This is a genomic window from Clavibacter sp. GW821-FHT01D01 (genome assembly GCF_059422605.1).
Map to the genome: position 1 here is coordinate 109,932 of NZ_JBWKXC010000008.1, position 25,848 is coordinate 135,779.

The window sequence follows — 25,848 nt, forward strand, 5'->3', positions numbered from 1 at the left end:
CATCCCGCGCTCGGAGGACGCGTCGGGCGGGGTCACCGCGCCGCCGGAGAAGTGGCAGAGTGGACCGTTGTGGACGAGACGACGACCCCCCGGGATGACAAGAGGCTCCAGCGACGCGCGATCGGGCTGGCCGTCTCGGCCGCCGTGGGGGGCTTCCTCTTCGGGTTCGACTCGTCGGTCATCAACGGCGCGGTCTCCGCGATCCAGGGCCGGTTCGAGCTCAGCGAGACGCTCATCGGCTTCGCCGTGGCGAGCGCGCTCCTCGGGTGCGCGGTGGGCGCGTACCTGGCCGGTCGCATCGCCGACCGGTTCGGCCGTCGCTGGACGATGATCGTCGGCGCCGCCTTCTTCTTCGTCAGCGCGTTCGGCTCCGGCTTCGCCTTCAGCGTCTGGGACCTCACGATCTGGCGCGTGGTCGGGGGCCTCGGCATCGGCATCGCCTCCGTCGTCGCCCCCGCGTACATCGCGGAGATATCCCCGAAGCTCCTCCGCGGACGCCTGGCCTCCCTGCAGCAGCTCGCGATCACGCTCGGCATCTTCACCGCCCTGCTCTCCGACGCCGTGTTCGCCGAGGCGGCGGGCGGGGCGTCCGAGGGGTTCTGGTTCGGGCTCGAGGCCTGGCGCTGGATGCTGCTCGTCTGCGCCGTCCCGGCGATCGTCTACGGCGTCCTCGCCTTCCGCCTCCCGGAGTCCCCGCGCTACCTGGTCGAGAAGGGCCGCAAGGACGAGGCGCAGGAGATCCTGGCGAGCGTCTGGAAGCAGGAGGACATCGACCGCGCGAGCCGCGACCTGGAGCGCCAGATCGAGGAGGACCGTGTCGCCAAGCGCACCGGGACCCTCCGGGGCAACAGGTTCGGACTCCAGGGGATCGTCTGGATCGGCATCATCCTGTCCGTGTTCCAGCAGTTCGTCGGCATCAACGTGATCTTCTACTACTCCACGACCCTCTGGCAGGCCGTGGGCTTCGACGAGTCGCAGTCGCTGCTGACCTCGGTCATCACCGCCGTCACGAACGTCGCGGTGACCTTCATCGCCATCGCCCTCGTCGACCGCATCGGGCGCCGCCCGATCCTCCTGTCGGGCTCGCTGGCGATGGCGGTCTCGCTCGCCGTCATGGCGGTCTGCTTCAGCCAGTCCTCCACCGAGGGCGGCGAGGTCTCGCTGCCGCAGCCGTTCGGCGTCATCGCGATCATCGCCGCCAACGTCTTCGTCATCGGGTTCGGTGCGTCGTGGGGACCGCTGGTCTGGGTCCTGCTCGGCGAGATCTTCCCGAACCGGATCCGCGCGAAGGCGCTCGGCGTCGCGGCCATGGCGCAGTGGATCGCGAACTTCGCGATCACCGTGTCGTTCCCCGCCCTGTCGGCCTTCTCGCTGCCCTTCACCTACGGCATGTACGCCGCCTTCGCGGCGCTCTCGTTCGTCTTCGTCCTCATGCGGATCCCGGAGACGAACGGCATGTCCCTCGAGGAGGCCGAGACCCTGTTCGTCGACAAGCCCCGGAAGCGCAAGGACGCCGCGCGCGCCTGATCCGCCGTGCCGCCCGGCCGGGAGCCGTGCGGGTGGTACCATCGACCAGCACCCGATCCAGGTCGGGTGACTACGCGTGCCCATCAGGCCGCCGCATCCACTCGGTCTCCTCTCGGTGACGATCCCTGTCATCAGCGGAGCGGATGCGCGCCGGGCACCAGGATCAGCGGTCGTCCCGACCGCCGAGCGAACCGACGAGGCGCGCCGCAGAGCGACGCGCCGGAACAGGAGTACGGCCATGGCCGTCGTCACCATCCGCCAGCTGCTCGACTGCGGCGTCCACTTCGGTCACCCGAAGACGCGCTGGAACCCGAAGATGAAGCGGTTCATCTTCACCGAGCGCTCCGGCATCTACATCATCGACCTGCAGCAGTCGCTGGCCCTCATCGACAAGGCGTACGACTTCGTGAAGGAGACGGTCGCCCACGGCGGCACCATCCTCTTCGTCGGCACCAAGAAGCAGGCGCAGGAGTCCATCGCCGAGCAGGCGCAGCGCGTCGGCCAGCCCTACGTGAACCAGCGCTGGCTGGGCGGTCTGCTGACCAACTTCCAGACCGTGCACAAGCGCCTCAACCGCCTCAAGGAGCTCGACCTCGTCGACTTCGACGACACGACGCGCGGCTTCACGAAGAAGGAGCTGCTCATCCAGCGTCGCGAGCGCGACAAGCTGGAGAAGAGCCTCGGCGGCATCCGGAACCTCACCAAGACGCCGTCGGCGATGTGGGTCGTGGACACCAAGAAGGAGCACCTCGCCATCGACGAGGCGCGCAAGCTCGGCATCCCCGTCATCGGCATCCTCGACACCAACTGCGACCCGGACGAGGTGCAGTACCCGATCCCGGGCAACGACGACGCGATCCGCTCCGTCGCGCTGCTGACGCGCATCATCGCCGACGCCGCCGCCGAGGGCCTCATCCAGCGCCACCAGAAGCCCGACGCCGAGGGCTCCGCCCCGGCCGAGCCGCTGGCCGACTGGGAGCGCGAGCTCCTCGAGCAGGGCGACGCCGCCAAGGCCGCCCTACCCGTCGAGGAGAACGACGTCGACGCCGAGGTCTCCGCCAAGAACGCGGCGAAGTCCGACGACGAGGTCGCCGCTCCCGTCCACGCCCCCGAGTCCGACGCCACCACCGAGGCGAAGATCGAGGCCGAGGCCACCGACGCCGAGGCGACGCCCGCCGCGACGGCCACGGTCTCCTAGTAGTCCGAGCACACGCACCATCCCGACGGGCGGGCGCGGGCAACCGCGCCCGCCCGTCGGGCACTCACCACCGGGAGACCCCCGGATCATCACCTACAGAAGGAGTCCATGAGCATGGCGAACTTCACTGCCGCTGACGTCAAGGAGCTGCGCGACCGCCTCGGCGCCGGCATGATGGACAGCAAGAACGCGCTGGTCGAGGCCGACGGCGACATCGAGAAGGCCATCGAGATCCTGCGCCTCAAGGGCCAGAAGGGCAACGCCAAGCGCGGCGACCGCTCCACCGCCGAGGGCCTCGTCGCCGCGTCCGAGAAGGACGGCGCCGCCACCCTCATCGAGCTCGCGTGCGAGACCGACTTCGTCGCCAAGAACGACAAGTTCATCGCGCTCTCCGAGTCCGTCCTCGCCGCCGTCGTCGCGGCCGGCGCGTCCACCGTCGAGGAGGCCCTCCAGGCCCCCGCGGGCGAGCAGACCGTCGACCAGCTGATCAGCGACCAGGCCGCGATCCTCGGCGAGAAGATCGCCCTGCGCCGCGTCGCCCGCCTCGACGGCGAGCACCAGGAGATCTACCTGCACCGCACGTCGAAGGACCTGCCGCCCCAGGTCGGCGTGGTCGTCGACTACACCGGCTCGGACGCCGAGACCGCGCGCAGCATCGCCCAGCACATCGCCTTCGCCAACCCGGAGTACCTCGCCCGCGAGGACGTCCCGGCGGACAAGGTGGAGGCCGAGCGCGGCATCGTCACCGAGATCTCGCGCAACGAGGGCAAGCCCGAGGCCGCCCTGCCGAAGATCATCGAGGGTCGCCTCACCGGCTTCTTCAAGCAGGTCGCGCTCCTCGAGCAGGACTACGCGAAGGACAACAAGCAGTCGGTCAAGAAGGTCGTGGAGGCCGCGGGCCTCACGGTCACGGGCTTCGCCCGCTTCAAGGTCGGCGCCTAGCACCACCACGGGGAGCCCGGGTCGCATGCGACCTGGGCTCCCTTCTCCATGTCCGCCGCGGGGCGGCGACGCGATCCGCCGCCGCCCCCGCCGGGCGTCACACTAGATTGGACCGGGGCCGGATCCGGCGACCGGAACGCAAGGACGGGAACAGCACCATGACCGATGACACCACCACCCGCCGCGTCCTCCTCAAGCTCTCCGGGGAGTCCTTCGGCGGCGGCCAGATGGGCGTCGACCCGGACGTGGTGAGCTCGCTCGCCCGCGAGATCGCCGAGGCCGCGAAGACCGTCGAGGTCGCCATCGTGGTCGGCGGCGGCAACTTCTTCCGCGGTGCCCAGCTCTCGCAGCGCGGCATGGACCGCGGCCGTGCGGACTACATGGGCATGCTGGGCACCGTCATGAACGCCCTCGCCCTGCAGGACTTCCTGGAGCAGGCCGGCGCCGCCACCCGCGTGCAGTCGGCCATCTCCATGACCCAGGTCGCCGAGCCCTACATCCCGCGTCGCGCCGTGCGCCACCTCGAGAAGGGCCGCATCGTCATCTTCGGCGCCGGCGCCGGGCTGCCGTACTTCTCGACCGACACCGTGGCCGCCCAGCGCGCCCTCGAGATCTCGGCCACGGAGGTCCTGGTCGCGAAGAACGGCGTGGACGGCGTCTACACGGGCGACCCGCGCACGGACTCCTCCGCGACCCTCCTCGAGACGGTCACCTACCAGGACGCGCTGCAGCGCGGCCTCAAGGTGGTCGACTCCACCGCCTTCAGCCTGTGCATGGACAACGACATGAAGATGGTCGTCTTCGGCATGGAGCCGGGCGGCAACGTGACCCGCGCCATCCGGGGCGAGCGCATCGGCACCATCGTCTCCAACTGACGACCGCCGCCGTCCGGCGCGATGCCCTGCGGGCCGTACCGGACGGTCGTGCCGCCCCGACCGCGTTAAGATCGATCGGACGCCCACCGCGTCCGCGCTACCGAAGGAGATCCCGTGACCGTCGCCGAAGTACTCGCAGATGCCCGAGACCGGATGGGCAAGGCCGTCGAGTCGGTGAAGGAGGACTTCGGCACCGTGCGCACGGGCCGCGCCAACCCCGCCCTGTTCCAGAAGGTCATGGTCGAGTACTACGGCAGCCCCACGCCCCTCGGCCAGCTCGCGAGCATGAACAACCCCGAGGCCCGGACGCTCATCGTCACGCCCTACGACAAGACGGCCCTCAAGGAGATCGAGAAGGCCCTCGTCAACGTCCCCAACCTCAGCGCGACGGTCGGCAACGACGGCGAGATGGTGCGCCTGACGCTCCCCGAGCTCACCGAGGACCGCCGCAAGGAGTTCGTCAAGATCGTGCGCGGCAAGGCCGAGGAGGGACGCGTGAGCGTCCGCAACGTCCGCCGCCGCTCGAAGGACGAGCTGGACGCGCTCAAGGGCGAGGTCGGCGACGACGAGGTGGCCCGCGGCGAGAAGGAGCTCGAGGCCCTCACCAAGACGCACACGGACCAGGTCGACGACGCGCTGAAGCGCAAAGAGACCGAACTCCTCGAGGTCTAGGTGGTCAGCCCCGAGGATCCCGCTGAGCGGGCGCCCGTCGTCCCGCCCGCGTCCGGTCCCGACGGGGCGCCACGGATCCGCCGTCACCGCGGCCGCGTGACGCGCGCCGACTTCGAGGCCCAGGTCCAGGCGACGCGCGCCGACCTCACTGCGCAGGTCCGGGCCACGCGCGCCTCCCTCGAGGCGACCAACGACCGCATCAACGCCCGCACCGGCCGCAACCTGCTCTTCGCCGTCGCCGTCGGGCTCCTGCTCGGCGGCGTGGTGCTCGTGAGCCTCGTCGTGGTCAAGCAGCTGTTCCTGCTCATCGCGATCGCCCTCATGGCGTTCACCGCCTACGAGCTCGCGACGGCGCTGCGGCAGGCCGGGCGGCGGGTCCCGCGCGTCGGGTCCGTCGTCGCGGTCGTCGCGCTGCTCCCGATCACGTACTACGTGCGTCCGGACGGCCAGTGGCTCGGCCTCCTCGGCGCCATGGCCTTCCTGGCGCTGTGGCGCCTCGTCGAGCAGGTCGTGCCCGCCCGCCGCACGTCCGGCCGCGCGGTGCTCGGCGACATCGGCTCGAGCGTCTTCCTCCTCGCCTACGTGGGGCTGCTCGGCTCGTTCGCCGTCCTGCTCACCGCCGAGGACGGCGGGGAGTGGTGGACGCTCGCCTTCCTGATCCTCGTCGTCTGCTGCGACACCGGCGCCTACATCGCGGGGCTCAACTTCGGCAAGCACCCCATGGCGCCGACCATCAGCCCGAAGAAGACCTGGGAGGGCCTCGCCGGCGCGGCCGCGGCCGCCGTGATCGCGGGCATCCTGCTCTCGCTGTTCATGATCCAGCAGGCCTGGTGGTTCGGGGTCGTCCTCGGCCTGGTCATCCTGGTGACCGCGACGCTCGGCGACCTCGCCGAGTCCCTGATCAAGCGCGACCTCGGCGTGAAGGACATCAGCTCCTGGCTCCCGGGGCACGGCGGCTTCCTCGACCGCCTCGACTCGGTCCTGCCGTCGGCCGCCGTGGCCTATGCGCTGTACCTCATCGTCACGGGCGGTGCCTCGTAGGATGTCCCGGATGACCACCACCTTCCCGAGCGCCGGACGCCGCCAGCGCGGCTACGACCCGGCCCAGGTCGATGCGTTCCTGCGCGATGCGCGCCGCGCGTACGACGACGAGGCCGACCGGTCGCTGACGTCCGAGACCATCCGCCGGGTGTCGTTCGACATGCGCCGCGGCGGCTACTCGGCCGCCGCGGTCGACCGGGTGCTCGAGCGCCTCGAGGACGCCTTCGCGGTCCGCGAGCGCGACCGCACCGTCGCCCGGGTCGGCGCCGACGCCTGGAACGCCGAGGCCCGCCGGGCCGCCCAGGAGATCCTCGACAGGGTCAGCCGGCCCTCGGGGGAGCGGTTCGACCGCGCGGGGCTCCTGACGACGGGGTACGACCGCCGCGAGGTGGACCGGTTCGCGGACCGCATCGCGAAGTACTTCCGGGGCACGAAGCCCATGAGCGTCGACGACGTGCGCACGGTCGCGTTCCACCCCCGCCGGGGCGGCTACCGGGAGGCGCAGGTCGACCTCCTCCTCGACGCGGTCATCGACGTGATGAACGCCGTCCGCTGAGCGGCGGGACGCTCCCTCCCCGCTCAGCGCCCCTGGGTGCCTGCCCCCGATCCGCTCCAGGAGTCGCCATCCGGGTAACGGTTCGGTAAAGTCGTCCCCAGACATGGGTAGACACGCGCACGATCTCGCTCCTCGCCAGCCGCTCACCGCCGCGCCGAGGTCGGTCCCGCGACGGCGATCGGCGTTCTCGCGCGTGGTAGCCCCCACCATCGCCTTCGGCGCCGCCGCCGCGTTCATGATGGTGAACGTGGTCGATCCGACATCCGGAGCGGTCGCGAATTCCCAGTACCAGGAGTACCAGACGACGGTCGCCCAGCTGGCCCGCGCGGACGCCCAGAGCATCACGGTCGCGGACGCCGAGACGGCCGTGGACATCGAGCCGGGCTTCGAAGGCGTGGCGCCGCCGCCGCCGCCCCCGCCGCCGCCCGTGGAGACGCCGTCGCCGTCCACCGGGTCCGGCTCGGCCGCGAAGTCCCCGGGCACCGGCTCCGGCGGAGGCGCCATCGCCATCCCGGACCCCGGGAGCGCGAAGGGCATCGCCCGCAGCATCCTGGCCTCGCGGGGCATGGGCGACGACCAGTACGCGTGCCTCGACTACCTCTGGACCAAGGAGTCCGGATGGCGCGTCAACGCCTACAACCCGAGCGGCGCCTACGGCATCCCGCAGGCCCTGCCCGGCAGCAAGATGGCCTCGGCCGGCGCGGACTGGCAGACGAACCCCGCCACGCAGATCACCTGGGGCCTCGGCTACATCGACTCTCGCTACGGCTCCCCGTGCGGCGCCAAGGCGCACAGCGTCCTGAAGAACTGGTACTGACCCGCTGGGGTCGCCGCTCCCGTCGGACGTGACGTCGGCGCATCCCGGCGCGGGCTAGCCTCGGGGCATGGACTACGCGGCTCTCGGCGTCGCCGGGATCGCGATCCTCGTCGCCGTCACGCTCCTGGCACGGCGGATCCGCGTGGCGACGCCGCTCGTGCTGGTGCTCGTCGGCGTCGGCATCTCGTTCCTGCCCGGCGTGCCGCCCGTCGAGGTCCCGCCCGAGCTCATCCTCGCCGGCGTGCTGCCGCCCCTGCTCTACGGGGCGGCCGTGACCGTGCCGCTCGTGGACCTGCGCCGGAACCTCCGCACGATCATCAGCCTGTCCGTGGTCCTGGTGCTCGTCTCGGCCTTCGGGATCGGGCTGCTGCTGTACGCGCTCTTCCCCGACCTCTCCTTCGCGGGCGCGCTCGCGCTCGGCGCCGTCGTGAGCCCGCCCGACGCCGTCGCGGCCACGAGCATCGCCCGCCGGCTGGGCCTGCCTCCGCGGCTCGTCACGGTGCTGGAGGGGGAGGGCCTGGTCAACGACGCGACCGCGCTCGTCCTCCTCCGCACCTCCATCGCCGCCGTCGGCGCGTCCGTGGACCTGTGGGCGGCCGCCGGCGGCTTCCTCCTCTCCGCCGTCGGCGCGCTGGCGATCGGCCTCGTGGTCGGCGTCGTGACCACCGAGGTGCGGCGCCGGCTCGACGACCCCGTGCTCGACACGGCCATCTCGTTCGCCGTGCCCTTCGTCGCGTTCATCCCCGCGGAGGAGGTGGGCGCCTCCGGCGTGCTCGCGGTGGTGGCGGCGGGCATCTGGTCGGGGCACCGCAGCACGTCGACGCTGTCGGCGCCCTCGCGCATCAACGAGCGGCTCAACTGGCGGACCGTGCTCTTCCTCCTCGAGAACGGCGTCTTCCTGCTCATGGGCCTCGAGCTGCGGGACATCGTCGACGAGGTGCACGAGGCCGACCTCGGCGTCGGCACGGCCGTGGGCTACGGGATCCTCACCCTGATCGTCCTGACCCTCCTGCGATTCGGGTTCCTGGTGCCGCTCCTGCTCGGGCTCCGACGCCATGAGGCGCACGTGGCGGCGCGCACGCGGCGGGTCCGTCGCGGACTCGAGCGGCTGCGGAGCGCGCGTGGCGACGCGCGGCCCTCGCGTCGGGAGCGGGCCGCCGCGCGGATCCTCCGTCGACGCGGCGCGGACCTCCGGGCCCTCCGCTCGCAGGGGCTCGGCTGGCGGGGAGGGCTGGTGCTCGGCTGGGCGGGCATGCGCGGCGTGGTGACGCTCGCGGCGGCGCAGTCGCTGCCCTCGGAGACGCCGTACCGGGCGCAGCTCGTGCTCATCGCGTTCACGGTGGCCATCGGCTCGCTCCTCGTCAACGGAGGCACGCTGCCCACCGTCATCCGCCTGAGCGGGATCCGCGGGAGCGACGCCGTGGAGGACCAGCGGCACCTCGCCGAGCTCGTCGGGGAGCTCACCCGGGCGGGCATCCGCGCCGTCGACGAGGGGGTGCGCGCCCTGCCGGAGGGGACCGTGGTCGACGACGAGACCGTCGAGCGCGTGCGCCGGGACACGGCGATGAAGGCCGAGCGGGTCGCGGAGCGGGCCGACGACATGGCGGCCGACGCGGACGCGGCCCTCACGCCGCGCGCCGCCTACCTCCTCCTCCGGCGGAAGGCCCTCGACGCCGAGCGCGAGGCCCTCCGGGAGGCCCGTGGAACCGGGGAGCACCCCTCGCGTGTGCTCGCCCGGGCGCAGCGGATCCTCGACCAGGAGGAGGCCCGCCTCGGCCGGCAGGGCGACGCCGGCTGACGGGAGGCGCGCCGGGTCGGCCTAGGATCGGATCATGCCGCGCAGCAATCGACCCCGGGGGAGGAGGCTGCGCGAAGCCGAGGAGGAGGACGTGCTGACGCGGCTCCTGAGCGGCTCGCAGCACACCGAGACCCGGCGCGGACGCGTGTGGAACGTGCAGCCCGTCTCGGCCGCCCGGGCCCTCAAGGTCTACCGCTGCCCCGGCTGCACGCTCGACATCGAGCCCGGCCACGCGCACGTCGTGGCCTGGCGCGCCGACGGGATGATGGGCGAGCAGAGCGACCTCGCCGCCCGCCGCCACTGGCACACCCACTGCTGGAAGGTCTCATGACGGACACCGCTCCCCGCCCCATCACGAGCTCCACCGAGCTCCCCGCCCGCCGCGAGGACGTCGAGCTGCGCACGGCCGACGGCCTCACGCTCGTCGGCGAGCTCGCCCTGCCGGCGGACCGGGAACCCGTCGCCACGCTCGTGACCCTGCACCCGCTGCCGACGGCCGGCGGCTTCATGGACTCCCACGTGCTGCGGAAGGCGGCGCTGCGGCTGCCCGCGATGGCGGACCTCGCCGTGCTCCGCTTCAACACGCGCGGCACCACGTCGGCGCGCGGCACGAGCGACGGCGCCTTCGACGGGGGCGAGGGCGAGCGCCACGACCTGGCCGCCGCGATGGACCTCGTCGCCGAGCGCGGTCTGCCCGCGCCGTGGATCGTCGGCTGGTCCTTCGGCACCGAGGTCGCGCTGCGGCACGGTCGGGAGCACCCGGTGGAGGGCGCGATCCTGCTGTCCCCGCCGCTGCACCGGGCATCGGCGGAGGAGGTGGCCGCCTGGCACGGCGATGCGCGCCGCCTCGTGATCCTCGTGCCCGAGCACGACGACTTCCTGCAGCCCGCCGAGGCCCGCGCGCGGTTCGCGTCGGTCCCGGAGGCGGAGCTGATCGCCGTGGACGGCGCCAAGCACCTGTGGGTGGGGGAGAGCCAGGTGTCGCGCGTGCTCACCGAGATCGTCCGCACGGTGAACCCGCGGGCGCTGCCGCTCCCGACCGGGTGGCCGCCCGCGCGCTGACGCGTGGGCATCCGCCCCTGCGCGCGAGCCGGGGGAGCGGCCCGCCCGCCCCGATTCGGGACGCGCCCGGTGCGAGGGGGTCAGCGCTCGTTCTGGAGCGGGATGGCGACCTGGCGGATGATGAGCAGCACCGCCGCGGCGACCGGCACGGCGATGAGCGCGCCCAGCACGCCGAGCAGGGTGCCGCCCGTCAGCGCCGCGATGACGACGATGACGCCCGGCACCTTGACGGCCCGGTTCATGATGTTCGGGCTCAGCACGTACGCCTCGATCTGCATGTAGACGAGGTAGTACACGGCCACGGCGATCCAGGTGTTCATCGACTCGGGCAGGAGCACGATCTGCCCGAGGACGATGAGCGCCGAGCCCGTGATGGTGCCGACGAGCGGCAGCAGCGAGAACAGGAACGCGATGAACGCCCACACGGCGGGCAGCGCCGCGCCCACGATGCTCAGGTAGATGAAGCTGAGGACGCCGTTGCAGAGGGCGAGCCCCACCTGGCCGGTGACGTAGCGGCCGACGGACTGGGTGATCTGCTCCGCGATGTCGGCGAAGCGCGCGCGCCGGGTGGCCGGCACGAGCTTGTACAGGCCGCTCTTGAACGAGTTCAGCGAGGCCGTGAAGTACATCGTGAGGATCACGATGATGACCATGCCGAACAGGAAGTTGCCGATCGTGAAGGCGACGTTGAGGACGTTGCCCGTGATGGTCGCGACGTTGGCCGCGTTGGTGAGGTACTGGATGAGCTGGTCGGCGCCGCTCTGCACGTCGAAGACCTCGCGCGGCACGAACGACTGGAGGTTCTCGATGAACTGGTCGCCGCTCACGCTCTGCGCGTACTCGACGATCTGCGTCACGAGGAGGCTCGCCTGGTTGACGACGACCGGGATGACCGCGAGCAGGATGCCCGCGAGGGAGCCGAGCAGCACGAGGAAGATGACGAGGATGGCGAGCGGGCGGGGCACGCCCTTGCGCTCGAGGAACGTGACCAGCGGGTCGATGCCGAGCGCCAGGAAGATCGCCGTGCCCACGTAGGTGAGGACGGTCCCGAGCGAGACCAGGGCGCCGCCGATGACGAGCGCGGTGAGGACGCCGAGACCCGCGAGCAGGCCGAGCCGGTAGGGGTTCTGGATCTTCACGTGGGCTCTTCCGAGTCGGCGGGCGCTCAGCGCGCGGTGCGGGATGCTTCGTCGGAGGAGGAGCCGTCCGCCTGGGTCAGCACGCCGCGGACGTTCTCGAGGTACGCGGCCACCGCCTCGCGCTCGATCCTAATGCGGTCGAGGCGCTCCTCGGCGTCGGCGACGGCCTCGCGGGCACGGCGGTCGGCGTCGGCGACGGTCTCGCGCGCGCGGCGCTCCGCCTCGGCGACGGCGGCGCGGGCGTCGTGGTCGGCGTCCTCCCGCGCCTTCCGCGCGGACTCGCGGCTCTCCACCGCGAGGGCCTCGGCCTCCTCGCGCGTGGAGGTCAGGAGCGCCGTGACCTCCTGGAGGCGCGCCTCGGCCTCCGCGAGGTACGCGGCCGTGCGGTCGGCGGCGTCGCGCTGGCGCTCGGCCGTCTCGCGGGCGTCGTGGTCGCGCCGGGCGGTGATCTCGGCATCGAGGTCGAGGTGGCCCTGCTCGATCTCGCGGCTGAGGAGGAGGCGCGCCTCCTCGGCCTCGGCGGCGATCCCGCGCCGGACGTCGGCGGCCTCGCGCTCGAGGCGCAGCCGCTCGGCCTCGCGGCGGTCGGCCTCCAGCGCCTCGGCCTCGGCGATCTCGCGCTCCAGCGCGGAGCGCGCGGTGACGGCCTCCAGCTCCAGCTGGGCGCGCGTGGCGCGCGTCTCGCGCTCGAGGGTCTCGGTCCCCTGGGCGATGTCGCGGGCCAGGTCCGTCCGCGCCTCGTCGACGTCGCGGACGAGGTCGCCGCGCACGGTCGCCACCTCGAGGTCGAGCGCCTCGCGCGTCTCGGCGATCTCGCGCTCGAGGGCCGCGCGGGTCTCCTCCACGTCGCGGTCGAACGCGGTGCGCTCCGCGTGGATCCGCCGGTCGAAGTCGTCGCGCGACGCCTGCAACTCGCGCTCCCAGTCCGTGCGCGCCTGCTCGATCTCGCGGTCGAGGTCGGCGCGGGTCTGCTCGTCGAGCCGCGCCAGGGCGATGCGCTGCGTCTCCTCGTCGAGCCGCAGGCGCTCCTCGGTCTCGCGGACGTCGCGGTCGAGGTCCGCGCGCTCCTCCGCGACGGACTCGTCGTGGCGGGCCCGTGCATCGGCCAGCTCGCGGTCGAGCGCGCCGCGGGCGAGGACGGTCTCCCGGGCGAGGTCGGCCGCGTCGCGCCGGGCTCCGTCGGTCTCGCGGTCGACCCGGGCGCGGAGCTCCGCGACCTCGCGGGCGGCCTCGGCGCGCTCGGCGTCGGTGTCGCGGCGGGCGGCCCCGCGGAGGTCGGCGACCTCGGTGCGGGTGCGCAGCAGGAGCGCGGCGGCCTCGCGCTCCGCGTCGCTGCGGAGCCCCTCGGCGCGGTCGTCGGCGCGCTCCCGCAGGTCGTCGGCCTCGCGCCGGGCCGCGTCCAGGATCTGCGCGGCCTGCGCGCGGGCGGAGTCGACGAGGTGGCGGGCGGTCGCCTCGGCCTCGGCGCGCTGCGCGTCCGTCTCCTCCTGCGTCGAACGGCGGAGGCGCGCCGCGTCGGCGTCCGCCTGGGCGACGAGCCGGGTGGACTGCTCCTCCGCCACGCGGAGGGTCGCCTCGAGCCTGCTGCCGAGGCCCGCGAACGTCGGGCTGCCGACCTCCTCGAGCTCGTCGCGCAGCTCCTGCTCGCTGCGGCGCAGGCGCTCGGCCTCGGCCCGGCTCTCGGCGCCCTGCTGGTTGGAGCGGATGAGCTCGCGGCGGAGGTCGGCGACCGCCCGGTCGACCTCGTCGCGGTTGTAGCCGCGCATGGCCGGGCTGAACGGCGTGTCGTCGTGGGGCACGGGGACTCCTTCGCGGGGGCTCGCGCACGCCGGACGGAGGCGCGGCAGGTGCCGATCCTACCGAGTCGGCGGGGCGCGGACCCGGCCGTCCCCCCGGGCGGCGGGCTGCCCGCGGAGGCGCTCCCAGGGTCGTCCGGTATCCTTCGATGTCGTCGTCCGCCGCCGGTCCGCCCGCAGCACGGCGGAACGTCGCGAGAGCACCCGTGCTCGCCGGCAGCCGTGGTCGGCCCGCCCGACCGCCGCTCACGCAGCTGCCGCCCGCGACGACACGAGAGGAGACACCCGTGCGATTCGTCCTGGCGATCGCGACCTTCGTGGTCGCGGCCCTCATGATCGGGCTGGGGATCGCCCAGCACACCTTCCTGGCCGGACCGGACCGCCTCACCGCGGCCACGACCTCCGCGGGGGGCGCCGCGTACGCGGTCGTCGACGGGAAGACGCTCAACGCGAACCCGGGCCTGCAGGACACCGTCATCCGCGGGGACGGCGAGATCTTCGCGGCGTACGCGCCGACGGTCGACGTCGAGGCGTGGGTGGGCACGAGCCCGTACACCCGCGTCGCCGTCGACGACCAGGGGGCGCTGACGACCGAGGTCGTGCAGCCCGAGGCCGCCGCGCCCACGCCGAGCCCCACCGCGGACGCCTCCGGGACGGACGCGGGGACGGACGCCGAGTCGGCTCCCGAGATCACCGACCCGCGCGGGTCCGACCTCTGGCTCTCGGAGCAGACCGGCGACGGCGAGCTCGAGCTCAGCACGCGGCTCCCCGACGACGTGAGCCTCCTCCTCGCCACCGACGGCCAGGCCGCCGCGCCCGCGGAGGTCTCCCTGTCCTGGCCCACCGAGGGCGAGTCGCCCTGGGTCGTCCCGCTCGTGATCGGCGGCATCGTGCTGCTCGTCGTCGGCCTCGTGCTGTACCTCCTCGCGATCCGCCACCTGCGCCGCAGCCGCGGCCCGCGCCGCAACCTGCCGCCGCGCGGCGGACCGCGCATCCCGCGCGTCGGCCCCGGAGCACGACGCGCCGCGCTGACCGCGGGCACGGGCGCCGCCCCGGCGCCGCGCGGTCGCGGGCGCCGCGGCATGGTCGCGTTGCCCGTCCTCGTCGTCACCGGCCTCGCGCTCGGCGGCTGCACCGCCCAGGGGGCGCCCGCCGACCTCGCCGCGGGCGTCGGGTCGACCGCGACCCCCACGCCGTCGTCGTCGCTCGACGCCGCGCGCGAGGCGGAGGACGCCGATCCGCCCGTCGTGACCGAGGACCAGGCGGAGCGCATCGTCTCCCGCGTCGCCGAGGTCGCCGCCACCGCCGACGAGTCCCTCGACGCCGCGACCCTCGCTCCGCGGTTCGCCGGTCCCGCGCTCCAGGAGCGCACCTCCGACTACCAGGTGCGGAAGGCCGAGCCGGACATCCAGGCGGTCCCGGCCATCCCCGCGGGGGACCTGCAGCTGACGCTCCCGCAGGCGACGCTGACCTGGCCGCGGACGATCGCCGCCGTCGTCAAGGACCCCGACGCCGACGACGCGCCCACCCTCTCCCTGACGCTCGTGCAGGACAGCCCGCGGGAGAACTACCGCGTCGTCTACGCCATGCCCGTCAGCACCACGGCCGCGCTCCCGGACGTCGCCCCCGCCGCCATCGGCGCGGCCCGCCTGGCCGCGGACGTGAAGCTGCTGGCCCTCCAGCCGGACCAGCTGTCCGAGGCGTACGCGGACGTGCTGAACAACGGGGACGGCAGCCAGTACGCCGACCTGTTCGACGCCACGGACGACGGCGTGCGGGCGCAGGACGCCAAGCGGAAGGTCGACTTCCCGGCCTCCATCGGCGAGACCGGCACCGTCGAGTTCGCGGCGACGGCCGACACGGCGACGCCCGTCGCGATGTCGACGGTCGAGTCCGGCGCCCTCGTGAGCGTGACCGTGCAGCTCGGGATCGTGGCGAAGCCCACGACGGAGGGCGCGAAGGTCAACGCCAACCCCGAGGTCCAGGCGATCACGGGCCTCACCGACTCGGCCAAGGGCTTCGACACCGTCCGCACGGCGCAGATGCTCATGTACGTGCCGCCCGTGAACTCGGGCGAGAAGATCCGCCTGTACGCCTCCAGCACCCACATCACCTCGGCCAAGGAGCTCCCATGACGAACGTGCCCCCCTCCGCCGCGAGCCTCCGCGGCGCCGTCGACCTGTCCTCGCTCGTGAACCGCGCGCCCGCCGCGGCTCCGGGCGGTGCCGCGCCCGCCGCGGCGCCGGCGTCGCCCGGAGCGCCGTCGGGTGCGCCCGGCACGCCGCAGACGGTCGACGTCCCCGGCCTCGTGCTCGCGGCCGACGACGCCACCTTCACCCAGTTCCTCGACATCTCCTCGGTCGTCCCGGTCATCGTCGAGCTCGTCTCCACGGGGCTGGCGTCCAGCCGGGAGCTGTCGCCCGTGCTGGAGCGCGTCGTCACCGAGCAGGGCGGCCGGGTCCTCCTCGTCCGCATCGACGTGGACCAGAGCCCGCAGCTCGGGCAGGCCTTCCAGGCGCAGACCGTGCCGACCGTGGCCGCGCTCATCGGCGGGCGCCCCGTCGGCCTGTTCGCGGGCGTGATCCCCGAGGACCAGGTGCGCGACGTCATCCAGCAGGTGCTGGAGCTCGCGCAGCAGAACGGCGTGACGGGGACCGCCACGGCGCCCGGCGGATCCGACGTGCCCGCCGCTCCGGTCGAGGAGCCGCTGCCGCCGCACCACGCCGAGGCCTACGCCCACATCGAGCAGGGCGACTACGCGGCCGCCGCGGCCGAGTACCGCACCGCGATCGCGCAGAACCCCCGCGACGCCCTCGCGGTCGCGGGTCTCGCGCAGGTCAGCCTCCTCCACCGCCTCGACGGCACGACCGCCGAGGAGATCCGCGCGGCGGCGGCCGCCGCGCCGGCGGACGTCGACGCGCAGCTCCTCGTCGCCGACCTCGACCTGTCGGGCGGGCACGTCGAGGACGCGTTCGACCGGCTCCTGGAGCTGTTCCCGTCCCTCGACGCCGACGGTCGCGAGGCGGTGCGCCTGCGGCTCCTGGAGCACTTCGAGGTCGTCGGGCTCGACGACCCGCGGGTCGCCGTCGCCCGCCGCCGCCTGACGCGCCTGCTGTACTGACGCGCCTGCTCCGCTGAGGTGCCAGCCCCGGCGACGCGCCTGCTGCCCGCACGACGACGGCGCCGCACCCCCGAGGGGATGCGGCGCCGTCGTCGTGCGGGGCGGGTCAGACCGTGGGCACCGGCGGGGTGCCGTCGTCCGAGGCCGGCGCGTCGTCCGTGGCGGACAGCGCCTCGACGGGCGGCCGCTCGTCGGACGACTGCGGCAGCACGGCCGCGTCCTCGACGCCGCCGAAGGGCGTGCCGTCGGCGCGCGACTCGTCGGCGTCCGGCGCCGCGTGCGCGGGCGCCGCGACGGCCACGAGGTCGGCCGGGTCCTGGCGCAGGCGCAGCCAGAGTCCGGCGAGCGGCGGGAGCGTGAGCTCCGCCGACGCCGGGCGTCCGTGCCAGCCGTCGTCGCCCGCGTGCACGGCACCGAGGTTCCCGACGCCGGACCCGCCGAACTGCTCCGCGTCCGTGTTGAGGATCTCCTCCCACACGCCCGCCTGCGGCAGTCCCAGCCGGTAGCCGGAGATCGGCGCACCCGAGAAGTTGTGCACCACGGCGACCTGGTTGCCCTCGCGGTCGCGGCGGAGGAACGCGAGGACGTTGCGCTGCGCGTCGCCCGCGTCGATCCACTCGAAGCCCGCCGGGTCGTTGTCGAGCGCCCAGAGCGCGGGCGTGTCGACGTAGGTGCGGTTGAGTGAGCCCACGAGGTCGAAGAGGGCGCGGTGGACGGGCTGGTCGAGGATCCACCAGTCGAGCCCGCGCTCCTCGCTCCACTCGGACGGCTGCCCGAACTCCTGGCCCATGAACAGCAGCTGCTTGCCCGGGTGCGACCACATGAAGGACAGGTAGGCGCGCACGTTGGCGAGCTTCTGCCAGTGGTCGCCCGGCATCTTGCCGAACAGCGAGCCCTTCCCGTGCACGACCTCGTCGTGGCTGATCGGGAGGAGGAAGTTCTCGGTGTACGCGTAGACCATCGAGAACGTGATCTGGCCGTGGTGGTAGGCGCGGTACATGGGGTCGACGGCCGAGTAGTCGAGCGTGTCGTGCATCCAGCCCATGTTCCACTTGAGCCCGAAGCCGAGGCCGCCGTCGCTCGTGGGGCGCGTGACGCCCGGGAAGCTGGTGGACTCCTCGGCGATCATGACGACGCCCGGGTGGGTGCGGTAGGCGGTGGCGTTCACCTCCTGGAGGAAGCTGATCGCCTCGAGGTTCTCGCGACCGCCGTGCACGTTGGGGAGCCACTGGCCCTCCTCGCGCGAGTAGTCGAGGTACAGCATCGACGCCACGGCATCGACCCGGAGTCCGTCGACGTGGAACTCCTCGAACCAGTACAGCGCGTTCGCGACGAGGAAGTTGCGGACCTGCGAGTGGCCGAAGTCGAAGACGAGGGTGCCCCAGTCCTGCTGCTCGCCCCGACGCGGGTCGGTGTGCTCGTAGAGCGGCTGGCCGTCGAACTGCGCGAGCGCGAACGCGTCCTTCGGGAAGTGGGCCGGGACCCAGTCCACGATGACGCCGATGCCCGCCTGGTGCAGGGTGTCGATGAGGTGCTTGAGGTCGTCCGGGCTGCCGAAGCGCGACGTGGGCGCATAGTAGCCGGACACCTGGTAGCCCCAGGACCCGCCGAACGGGTGCTCCGCGAGGGGCAGGAACTCCACGTGCGTGTAGGCGAGCTCCTGCAGGTACGCGACGAGCTCCCCGGCGACCTCGCGGTAGCCGAGGCCGGGACGCCAGGACCCGAGGTGCATCTCGTACACGCTCATGGGGGACTCGTGCGGATCGCGCGCCGCGCGCTGCTCGAGCCAGGCGGCGTCGTCCCAGCGGTACTCGCTGGTCTCGACGCGCGACGCGGTGGCGGGCGGGACCTCGGTCATGCGGGCCATGGGGTCCGCCTTCTCGATCCAGTGGCCCGCCTGCGTCAGGATCTCGAACTTGTACGAGACGCCGGGCTCGACGCCCGGGACGAAGAGCTCCCACACGCCGTTGCCGTCGAGGCGGCGCATGGCGTGCTGGACGCCGTCCCACCCGTTGAACCCGCCGATGACGCGGACGGCGCGGGCGTGCGGCGCCCACACGGCGAACGCGACGCCGACGTAGGTGCGGGCGACGCCCCAGTGCTCGCGGTGCTGGGCGCCGAGGACGTCCCAGAGGCGCTCGTGCCGGCCCTCGCCGAACAGGTACAGGTCCAGGTCGCCGACCGTGGGGAGGAAGCGGTACGGGTCGTCGGAGGTCCACGTGCCGCCGTCGGAGTACCGCGCCTCGACCTCGTAGTCCTGGAGGCCGAGCGCGTGCGCGCCCTGCCAGACGCCGTGCCCGAGGTGCGCGAGCTCGACGCGGTCACCGCCGGCGAGGAGCACGGCGACGCCCTCGGCGAGCGGCCGGAGGGCGCGGACCACGACGAGGTCGTCGCCCACGGGGTGCTGGCCGAGGACGGAGTGCGGTCCGGAGTGGACGCCCTCGGCGACGGCGCGCAGGTCGTGGTCGGCCACCTCGGGGAGGGGGGCCTCGTCGGAGCCGGATCCGGAGGGCGCGCCGGCCGATGCCGCGGTGCTGGCCGCGTCGTGGTCGACGGCGACGTCCGCGCCGCGCGCGGGGTCGGCCTCGGCGGCCGGCGGCACGACGACGTCGGCGCCGTCCCGCGGGTCCGGGGCGCTCTCGTCGCGGGGGTCCTGCTGGGGGGTGGTGTCGGTCATGTCCGTCATCCCTTCGATGCGGTCGGGTGGACCCGGAGCACGTGCACGGGGTGCGTGAACGCGTCGAGCCGGACGAAGTTGGAGGTCGACCAGGTGTAGACGTCGCCCGTGAGGAGGTCCTCGACGTCGAACACGGCGTCCTCCGCGAGGCCGAAGCGCGTCGGGTCGAGGAAGACCTGCGTCTCCCGCGCCGAGTGCGGGTCGACGTTGGCGACCACGATGATCGTGTCGGCCTCGCCGGTGCCCGTGTGCTCGGCCGCGAGGTGCTTGGAGTACACGAGGATCGAGTCGTCGTCGCTCCAGTGGACGTCGAGGTTCCGCAGCTGGCGGAGCGCGGGGTGCGCGCGGCGGATCTCGTTGAGGCGCGTGATCTCCGCCGCGATGGAGCCGCCCAGCTCCTCCTGGCGGGCCCAGTCGCGGGGCTTGAACTCGTACTTCTCGTTGTCGATGTTCTCCTCGGCGCCGGGGCGCGCGACGTTCTCGATCAGCTCGTAACCGGAGTAGATGCCCCACGACGGCGACGAGGTCGCCGCGATGGCCGCGCGGATGCGGTACGCGGCCCGCCCGCCGAACTGCAGGTACGGCGTGAGGATGTCGTGCGTGTTCGCGAAGAAGTTCGGGCGCAGGTAGTCGCTCGTCTCGTGGCTGACCTCGGTGAGGTACTCCTCGAGCTCCTTCTTCGTGTTCCGCCAGGTGAAGTACGTGTACGACTGCTGGAAGCCGATCTTGGCGAGGGTGCGCATCATCGCGGGACGCGTGAAGGCCTCGCTGAGGAAGATCGCGTCGGGCTCGTCGCGCATCACCTGGTGGATGAGGCGCTCCCAGAACACGAGCGGCTTGGTGTGCGGGTTGTCGACGCGGAAGATCTTGACGCCGAGGCCGAGCCACACCCGCATGACGCGGAGCATCTCCCGGTACGACCCCTCCGGGTCGTTGTCGAAGTTCAGGGGGTAGATGTCCTGGTACTTCTTCGGCGGGTTCTCCGCGAAGGCGATCGAGCCGTCGGGCAGCGTCGTGAACAGCTCCGGGTGCGTCGTGACCCACGGGTGGTCGGGGGAGGCCTGCAGCGCGATGTCGATCGCGAGCTCCATGCCGTGCGCCGCGACCGCGTCGACGAACGCACGGAAGTCGTCCGCCGTGCCGAGCTCGGGGTGGATGCTGTCGTGCCCGCCGTCCTCGGAGCCGATGCCGTAGGGCGAGCCCGGGTCGTGCGGTCCCGCCGTGAGGGTGTTGTTCGGGCCCTTGCGGTTCGTGCGGCCGATGGGGTGCACCGGCGGGATGTAGACCACGTCGAAGCCCATGTCGCGGATCGCCGGGAGGCGGTCGGCCGCGGTCCGGAAGGTCCCGCTCGTCCAGGAGCCGTCCGCGTGCTCGACGGCGCCCTCGGATCGGGGGAAGAACTCGTACCAGGACCCGACGGCGGCGCGCTCGCGCTCCACCACGATCGTCCGCTCGGGGGAGAGGGTCACGAGGCTGCGGACCGGCACGCGGTCGAGGGCGGCGTGCACGGCGGGCGAGGTGGCGGCGGCGAGGCGCTCCTCGGCCGTGCGGCCGGTGTCGGCGAGGCCGGCGAGCGCGTCGCGGAGGACGCCCTGGTCCTCGGGCGTGCGGGCGTCGTCCGCCGCGGCGCGCTCGAGGAGCTCGGCGCCGAGCGCGAGCATGACGTCGACGTCCAGGCCCGCGGGGACCTTGATCTCGGCGTTGTGCAGCCAGGTGCCGTAGTCGTCCGACCAGGCGCTCACGCGCCACGTCCAGACGCCCTGGGACTCGAGCTGCGCGCGGGTGGTCCACCGGTCGAGGCCCGGCTTCGCGGCGTCGAGGGACATGCGGTGCGCGGTCGTCCGCCCGGCGGGGTCGATGAGCTCGACGTCGGCGCCGATGAGGTCGTGGCCCTCGCGGAAGATCGTCGCGCCGAAGGGGACGACGTCGTGGACGAAGGACTTGGCGGGCCAGAGGTCGTCCTCGATCTGCGGGGTGAGCGACAGGATCGGGATGCGGCCGATGACGGGGATGTAGTCGTCCTCGGCGGGCTCGGGGGCCGTCGGCGCGGGCGCGGTCGCGGCGGCGGCCGGCTCGGAGCGCGGCGCGGCGTCGGGCGCGGGCGCCGCCGGCCTCGCGTCGACCTCGGCGTCCGGGGCGGCGTGACGGGGAGCGGGGGCTGCCGCCGGCACTGCCGCGGCCTCGGGAGCGGCGGGCTGCGCGATCGGCTCGGCCGGCGCGGGGACCGGCTCCGGCTCGACGGGAGCCGGCTCGGGCGCGGCCGGCGCGGGCTCCGGCTCGACGGGCGCGGGCTCGGGTACGGGCGCCGCCGGGGCGGGCGACTCGGGGATCAGCGGGGGTCGCGGGGCCGCCGGCTTCTGGGCGTCCTGGAGCTTCTGGGCCTTGGCGAGCTTGCGGGCTGCACGGCCGCGCACCGGGCGGGAGAGGGGATCGGTTCCGTCCTGGGGTGTGGTCACTGTTCGACCGTAGCCCGTGCACCGTCCCGCCGTCGCTCGGCACGGCGGTGTCGGACGCCGTCCGGATGCCCGACACGCGGCCGGCACCGCCTGTCCGCCGGAGCGCACCCGGCCTCGGGCACCCTGGTGCGGTCCCTCCCGCGCCCCTAGGCTCGGGTCCCATCCGCGCGGGTCCGCCCGCCGCCGCCGGTCCGAGGGAGTCCCGTGAAGGCCATCCGCAGATTCACCGTCCGTGCCGTCCTCTCGGAGGAGCTGTCCGCGCTGGACGAGCTCGCCGGGAACCTCCGGTGGTCCTGGTACGAGCCCACCCGCCGCGTGTTCGCGCACGTGAGCCCGGAGCTGTGGGAGGGCACGGGCCACGACCCGGTGGCGCTCCTCGGCGCGGTCGACCAGGACAGGCTCCGCGAGCTCGCCGCCGACGACGGCTTCGTCGCGTGGGCGGAGGAGCAGCGCGCGGATCTCCGCGCCTACGTGCGGGAGCCCCGCTGGTACCAGTCGCTCGAGGGCGACGTGCCCGAGGCTGTCGGCTACTTCTCGCCCGAGTTCGGCATCGCCGCCGCCCTGCCGCAGTACTCCGGCGGCCTCGGGATCCTCGCGGGCGACCACCTGAAGAGCGCGTCCGACCTCGGCGTCCCCCTCGTGGGCGTCGGCCTCTTCTACCGCTCCGGCTACTTCCGGCAGGGCATCTCCTCCGACGGCTGGCAGCAGGAGACCTACCCGGTGTTCGACCCGGACGGGCTGCCGCTCCAGGTGCTCCGCGACGGCGACGGCGCCCCCGTGCAGGTCTCCCTGGGGCTCCCCGGCGACCGCACGCTGCACGCCCGGATCTGGGTGGCCCGCGTCGGCCGGATCCCGCTGCTGCTGCTCGACACCGACGTGCCGGACAACGACGACGAGCTGCGGCGCGTCACCGACCGCCTCTACGGCGGCGGCGGCGAGCACCGCCTGCACCAGGAGCTCCTCCTCGGCATCGGCGGGGTGCGGGCCATCGCCGCGCATGCGCGGGTCACCGGGTCGCCCGTGCCGCGCGTCTTCCACACCAACGAGGGGCACGCCGGGTTCCTGGGCGTCGAGCGCATCTCCACGCTCATGGCCGAGGGCCTCGGCTTCGACGAGGCCCTGCAGGTCGTGCGCGCCGGCACGGTGTTCACGACGCACACGCCCGTGCCCGCCGGCATCGACCGCTTCGACGTCGAGCTCGTCCGCGCGCACGTCACGGACGCGCTGCTGCCCGGGGTGCCCGCCGACCGCGTCCTCGCGCTCGGCGCCGAGACCCACGACGGCGGCAGCCGGGACGTGTTCAACATGGCGCTCATGGGCCTGCGCCTGGCGCAGCGGGCCAACGGCGTCTCGCAGCTGCACGGCGAGGTCAGCCGCGGCATGTTCTCCGGGCTCTGGCCGGGGTTCGACACCGAGGAGGTGCCGATCACGAGCGTCACCAACGGCGTGCACGCGCCGACCTGGACGGATCCGATGCTCATGTCCCTCGCCCGCGAGCGCCTCGGCACGTGGGACACCACGGCGGCCGACTGGTCGTCCCCCGCCGTCACCGACGGCGACCTGTGGGACGTCCGCGGCCGCATGCGCGGCCAGCTCGTCGCCGACGCGCGCCGCCGGGTCGTCCGCGCCTGGCGCGAGCAGAACCCGGGCGCGGTCGAGCCCGCGTGGCTCGAGGACGTGCTGGACCCCGAGGTCCTCACCATCGGCTTCGCGCGCCGCGTGCCGACCTACAAGCGCCTCACGCTCATGCTCCACGACCGGGAGCGCCTCCGCCGCATCCTCACCGACCCGGAGCGGCCCGTGCAGATCGTCGTCGCGGGCAAGTCGCACCCGGCGGACGACGAGGGCAAGCGCCTCATCCAGGAGCTCGTGCGGTTCGCCGCGGAGCCCGGGATCCGCGGGCGGCTCGTGTTCCTGCCCGACTACGACATCGGCATGGCGCAGCTGCTCTACCCCGGCACCGACGTGTGGCTCAACAACCCGCTCCGCCCGCTCGAGGCCTGCGGCACCTCCGGGATGAAGGCCGCGCTCAACGGCGCGCTCAACCTGTCGATCCTCGACGGCTGGTGGAACGAGTACTTCGACGGCGGCAACGGCTGGGCCATCCCGTCGGCCGACCGGGCGCACGACGGCGCCGAGCGCGACGCCATGGAGGCGACCGCGCTCTACGACCTCATCGAGAACCGCATCGCGCCCCGCTTCTACGAGCGCGACGCGGACGGGGTGCCGGCCGGCTGGGTGCACGACATCCGGCACACGCTCGCGACGCTCTCGCCCGAGCTCAGCGCCGACCGCATGGTCCGCCAGTACGTCGAGCGGCTGTACGTGCCCGCGGGCCGGGCGCAGCGGATCGTCGCCGCGGACGACCACGCACGGGCTCGCGAGCTCGCGGCGTGGCGGGGCCGCGTGACGGCCGCGTGGCCGTCGGTGCAGGTCGCCCACGTCGAGTCCGAGGGCGTCGGGCAGCAGGCGCAGGTCGGCGACGAGCTGCGGGTGCGCGCCTGGGTGGACCTCGGCGGGCTCGGCGGGGAGGACGTGACCGTGGAGGTCGTCCACGGGGCGACCGGCGACGGCGACGTGCTCACCGACCTCGTCCGCCACCCGCTCGAGCCGGCGGGGGCCGCGGGGGGCCAGCAGGAGTACGCCGGCGCCGTGCCGCTCACGAGCGCGGGGCCCTTCGGCTACACGGTGCGGGTCGTCCCGCGCCACGAGCTGCTGGCCTCGAGCGCGGAGCCCGGGCTGGTCGCGGTCGCGGGCTGACGCGTCAGGCGGGGGTCGCCCCCAGCTTCGCGGCGAGCACCTCGGCGAAGCGGGCGTACCCCCGGTCGTTCGGGTGGTTGTCGGGGCCCATCCAGCCGTAGGGGTCCGATGCGCCCTCGCCCACCATGCGCGGGATGTACGCGCCGATCTCGAAGACGTCCGCGAGCGGATCCATGGACGCGGCGTCGCCGAGCGCCCCGATGTAGTCTGCCCAGGTCGTCCCCGCGATGGGCAGCGTCGTGCGCTCGTACGGCGGCGTGAAGAGGATGGGCGCCTCGCTCGTGGTGCGGATCAGCTCGATGAGCACCCGGGCGTCCGAGCGCACCTGCTCGGGGGTGCGCACCACCACGTCGTTGATGAGGTGCTCCGGCATCCACAGGTCGAGCTCGAAGCGCGGCGCCGAGCGGATCCACGTGCTGACCCCGTCCGGGCGGGCGAGCTCCGAGAGCTGCCAGAGCTGCGAGCCCGAGTTGCCGCCCTCGATGACGTGCACGCCGCGCTCCTCGTCGCCGTCGAACAGCCAGGCGCCCTCCAGCTCGGGCCGCCCGCCCGCCCAGGCGACCGTGAGCGTGTGCTCGGCCGGGTCCAGCTGCGGGCTCGTCCACGTGAGGGAGCCGCCGGCCTCGGCGCGGACCTGCTCCGGCGCCCCGTCGTCGACCTGGACGGTGATCGCCGCGTCGAGCCCGGGCGCCCACCAGCAGATGCGCGCCGACGTCATGCGCGCCGTGTAGGTGCCGGGCCCCGAGGCCTCCGTCAGCGGCACGACGCGGCGTCCCCACCCGTGCCGGCCTCCCGCCGTGGGCGTCCCGGCGAACGCGAACCCCTGGTCGGCGGGGACGGTGATCTGGTGGCGGGACGCGATGTAGTCGAGCCCGCCGCGGGCGCCCGACGGGTACGCGCCGCGCAGCCGGTCGCGCAGCTGGGCGGGGTACGCGTGCTGCAGTGTCGACGCGCCCTGCCCCTCGGCGATGCTGTCGCCGAGCACGCCGATGGTGAGGCGCCGCTCGCGGACGCGCTCCCGGAGCGCGTAGAAGCCGGCGAGCGCGTCGTCGGGCGCGTACGTCATGGGCTCGAGGGGCGGGCCTCCCGACTCCGTCACGGCGGGAGCGGGCGGGTCGCCGGGGTCCGCGGAGGGACGGGGCCCGGCATCGGCGGTGGGATCGGCGGGACGCGGTGTCGTGGTGCACCCGGCGATCGCCGCGACGGCGGAGAGCGCCGCGACCCCGCCGGCCGCGACGAGCGCGCGCCGGGACATCGTGCGGCGCGCGGTCGGGGGGCCGGCATCGGGGGAGCGGTCGGCGTGGGGCGCGGGGGTCTCGTCGGTCACGTGCGGCGTCCTCGGTCTCGGGCGCGGGGGAGCGCGGGGGATCGTGCGGGCCCGTCCAGGAGAGCACACGACCGCCGGCGACGC

Annotated in this window: 19 protein-coding genes; 14 read left to right on the forward strand and 5 right to left on the reverse strand. The window is 73.7% G+C overall.

The window, feature by feature from the left end:
- The first annotated feature begins 51 nt into the window (after window positions 1–51).
- From AC07VC_RS11885 to AC07VC_RS11935, 11 genes are all read left to right on the forward strand, one after another.
- The gene (locus AC07VC_RS11885; RefSeq protein ID WP_317229807.1) at window positions 52–1,527 is read left to right on the forward strand and encodes a sugar porter family MFS transporter; all 1,476 of its coding nucleotides are present in this window, start codon (window positions 52–54) and stop codon (window positions 1,525–1,527) included.
- A 238-nt stretch (window positions 1,528–1,765) separates the two neighbouring features.
- Window positions 1,766–2,725: a 30S ribosomal protein S2 gene (gene rpsB / locus AC07VC_RS11890; protein ID WP_494675654.1), complete on the forward strand. Its 960-nt coding sequence runs from the start codon at window positions 1,766–1,768 to the stop codon at window positions 2,723–2,725.
- A 114-nt stretch (window positions 2,726–2,839) separates the two neighbouring features.
- A complete protein-coding gene (gene tsf, locus AC07VC_RS11895; protein ID WP_094116961.1) occupies window positions 2,840–3,667 on the forward strand; it encodes a translation elongation factor Ts in 828 nt (275 codons plus the stop codon).
- Window positions 3,668–3,825: 158 nt separating this feature from the next.
- On the forward strand, window positions 3,826–4,542 hold the full coding sequence (gene pyrH, locus AC07VC_RS11900) for a UMP kinase (protein WP_094115638.1): 717 nt from the start codon (window positions 3,826–3,828) through the stop codon (window positions 4,540–4,542).
- 153 nt (window positions 4,543–4,695) lie between these two features.
- A complete protein-coding gene (gene frr / locus AC07VC_RS11905; protein ID WP_052129175.1) occupies window positions 4,696–5,214 on the forward strand; it encodes a ribosome recycling factor in 519 nt (172 codons plus the stop codon).
- Entirely contained in the window at window positions 5,215–6,255 is a 1,041-nt protein-coding gene (locus tag AC07VC_RS11910) for a phosphatidate cytidylyltransferase (RefSeq protein WP_494675655.1), read from the forward strand.
- Between the two features lie 10 nt (window positions 6,256–6,265).
- Window positions 6,266–6,811, forward strand: a complete 546-nt coding sequence (locus AC07VC_RS11915) for a DivIVA domain-containing protein (RefSeq protein WP_494675656.1) — start codon at window positions 6,266–6,268, stop codon at window positions 6,809–6,811.
- A 193-nt stretch (window positions 6,812–7,004) separates the two neighbouring features.
- Window positions 7,005–7,628 carry an aggregation-promoting factor C-terminal-like domain-containing protein gene (locus AC07VC_RS11920; protein WP_494675657.1) on the forward strand — a complete coding sequence of 208 codons (624 nt, stop codon included), beginning with the start codon at window positions 7,005–7,007 and terminating at the stop codon, window positions 7,626–7,628.
- Window positions 7,629–7,695: 67 nt separating this feature from the next.
- Window positions 7,696–9,426 (forward strand): cation:proton antiporter, encoded by a 1,731-nt coding sequence (locus tag AC07VC_RS11925; RefSeq protein WP_494675658.1) that lies wholly within the window; start codon window positions 7,696–7,698, stop codon window positions 9,424–9,426.
- Between the two features lie 34 nt (window positions 9,427–9,460).
- Window positions 9,461–9,757, forward strand: a complete 297-nt coding sequence (locus tag AC07VC_RS11930) for an Rv1322 family protein (RefSeq protein ID WP_317229802.1) — start codon at window positions 9,461–9,463, stop codon at window positions 9,755–9,757.
- Entirely contained in the window at window positions 9,754–10,488 is a 735-nt protein-coding gene (locus tag AC07VC_RS11935) for an alpha/beta hydrolase (RefSeq protein ID WP_494675659.1), read from the forward strand. The genes AC07VC_RS11930 and AC07VC_RS11935 overlap by 4 nt, the downstream gene beginning before the upstream one ends.
- An 80-nt stretch (window positions 10,489–10,568) precedes the next feature.
- On the opposite strand, the gene AC07VC_RS11940 is transcribed toward AC07VC_RS11935, so the two are convergent.
- Both AC07VC_RS11940 and AC07VC_RS11945 read right to left on the reverse strand, forming a co-directional pair.
- Window positions 10,569–11,627, reverse strand: a complete 1,059-nt coding sequence (locus AC07VC_RS11940) for an AI-2E family transporter (protein ID WP_317229800.1) — start codon at window positions 11,625–11,627, stop codon at window positions 10,569–10,571.
- Window positions 11,628–11,653: 26 nt separating this feature from the next.
- The gene (locus AC07VC_RS11945) at window positions 11,654–13,426 is read right to left on the reverse strand and encodes a coiled-coil domain-containing protein (RefSeq protein WP_494675660.1); all 1,773 of its coding nucleotides are present in this window, start codon (window positions 13,424–13,426) and stop codon (window positions 11,654–11,656) included.
- Between the two features lie 284 nt (window positions 13,427–13,710).
- Here AC07VC_RS11945 and AC07VC_RS11950 point away from each other — a divergent pair, with 284 nt between their 5' ends.
- Window positions 13,711–15,558: a DUF8094 domain-containing protein gene (locus AC07VC_RS11950; protein WP_494675661.1), complete on the forward strand. Its 1,848-nt coding sequence runs from the start codon at window positions 13,711–13,713 to the stop codon at window positions 15,556–15,558.
- Complete coding sequence (locus AC07VC_RS11955; protein ID WP_494675662.1) at window positions 15,555–16,544, forward strand: tetratricopeptide repeat protein; 990 nt, start codon at window positions 15,555–15,557, stop codon at window positions 16,542–16,544. The genes AC07VC_RS11950 and AC07VC_RS11955 overlap by 4 nt, the downstream gene beginning before the upstream one ends.
- 106 nt (window positions 16,545–16,650) lie before the next feature.
- Here AC07VC_RS11955 and glgB read toward each other — a convergent pair whose 3' ends face one another.
- Complete coding sequence (gene glgB / locus AC07VC_RS11960) at window positions 16,651–19,230, reverse strand: 1,4-alpha-glucan branching protein GlgB (RefSeq protein ID WP_494675663.1); 2,580 nt, start codon at window positions 19,228–19,230, stop codon at window positions 16,651–16,653.
- Window positions 19,227–21,392, reverse strand: a complete 2,166-nt coding sequence (locus AC07VC_RS11965; protein WP_494676562.1) for an alpha-1,4-glucan--maltose-1-phosphate maltosyltransferase — start codon at window positions 21,390–21,392, stop codon at window positions 19,227–19,229. The genes glgB and AC07VC_RS11965 overlap by 4 nt, the downstream gene beginning before the upstream one ends.
- 489 nt (window positions 21,393–21,881) lie before the next feature.
- On the opposite strand from AC07VC_RS11965, the gene glgP reads away from it, so the two are divergent.
- Window positions 21,882–24,437, forward strand: a complete 2,556-nt coding sequence (glgP, locus tag AC07VC_RS11970; protein ID WP_494675664.1) for an alpha-glucan family phosphorylase — start codon at window positions 21,882–21,884, stop codon at window positions 24,435–24,437.
- A gap of 4 nt (window positions 24,438–24,441) precedes the next feature.
- Here glgP and AC07VC_RS11975 read toward each other — a convergent pair whose 3' ends face one another.
- Window positions 24,442–25,764: an SGNH/GDSL hydrolase family protein gene (locus AC07VC_RS11975; protein WP_494675665.1), complete on the reverse strand. Its 1,323-nt coding sequence runs from the start codon at window positions 25,762–25,764 to the stop codon at window positions 24,442–24,444.
- Between the last annotated feature and the right edge of the window lie 84 nt (window positions 25,765–25,848).

What these genes read in the sequence shown, in the direction of transcription:
- rpsB (WP_494675654.1), top strand. Translation starts at nt 1,766, where the DNA reads ATGGCCGTCGTCACCATCCGCCAGCTGCTCGACTGCGGCGTCCACTTC.
- pyrH (WP_094115638.1), top strand. Translation starts at nt 3,826, where the DNA reads ATGACCGATGACACCACCACCCGCCGCGTCCTCCTCAAGCTCTCCGGG.
- AC07VC_RS11925 (WP_494675658.1), top strand. Translation starts at nt 7,696, where the DNA reads ATGGACTACGCGGCTCTCGGCGTCGCCGGGATCGCGATCCTCGTCGCC.
- AC07VC_RS11915 (WP_494675656.1), top strand. Translation starts at nt 6,266, where the DNA reads ATGACCACCACCTTCCCGAGCGCCGGACGCCGCCAGCGCGGCTACGAC.
- frr (WP_052129175.1), top strand. Translation starts at nt 4,696, where the DNA reads ATGGGCAAGGCCGTCGAGTCGGTGAAGGAGGACTTCGGCACCGTGCGC.
- glgB (WP_494675663.1), bottom strand. Translation starts at nt 19,230, where the DNA reads ATGACGGACATGACCGACACCACCCCCCAGCAGGACCCCCGCGACGAG.
- AC07VC_RS11930 (WP_317229802.1), top strand. Translation starts at nt 9,461, where the DNA reads ATGCCGCGCAGCAATCGACCCCGGGGGAGGAGGCTGCGCGAAGCCGAG.
- tsf (WP_094116961.1), top strand. Translation starts at nt 2,840, where the DNA reads ATGGCGAACTTCACTGCCGCTGACGTCAAGGAGCTGCGCGACCGCCTC.
- AC07VC_RS11935 (WP_494675659.1), top strand. Translation starts at nt 9,754, where the DNA reads ATGACGGACACCGCTCCCCGCCCCATCACGAGCTCCACCGAGCTCCCC.
- AC07VC_RS11955 (WP_494675662.1), top strand. Translation starts at nt 15,555, where the DNA reads ATGACGAACGTGCCCCCCTCCGCCGCGAGCCTCCGCGGCGCCGTCGAC.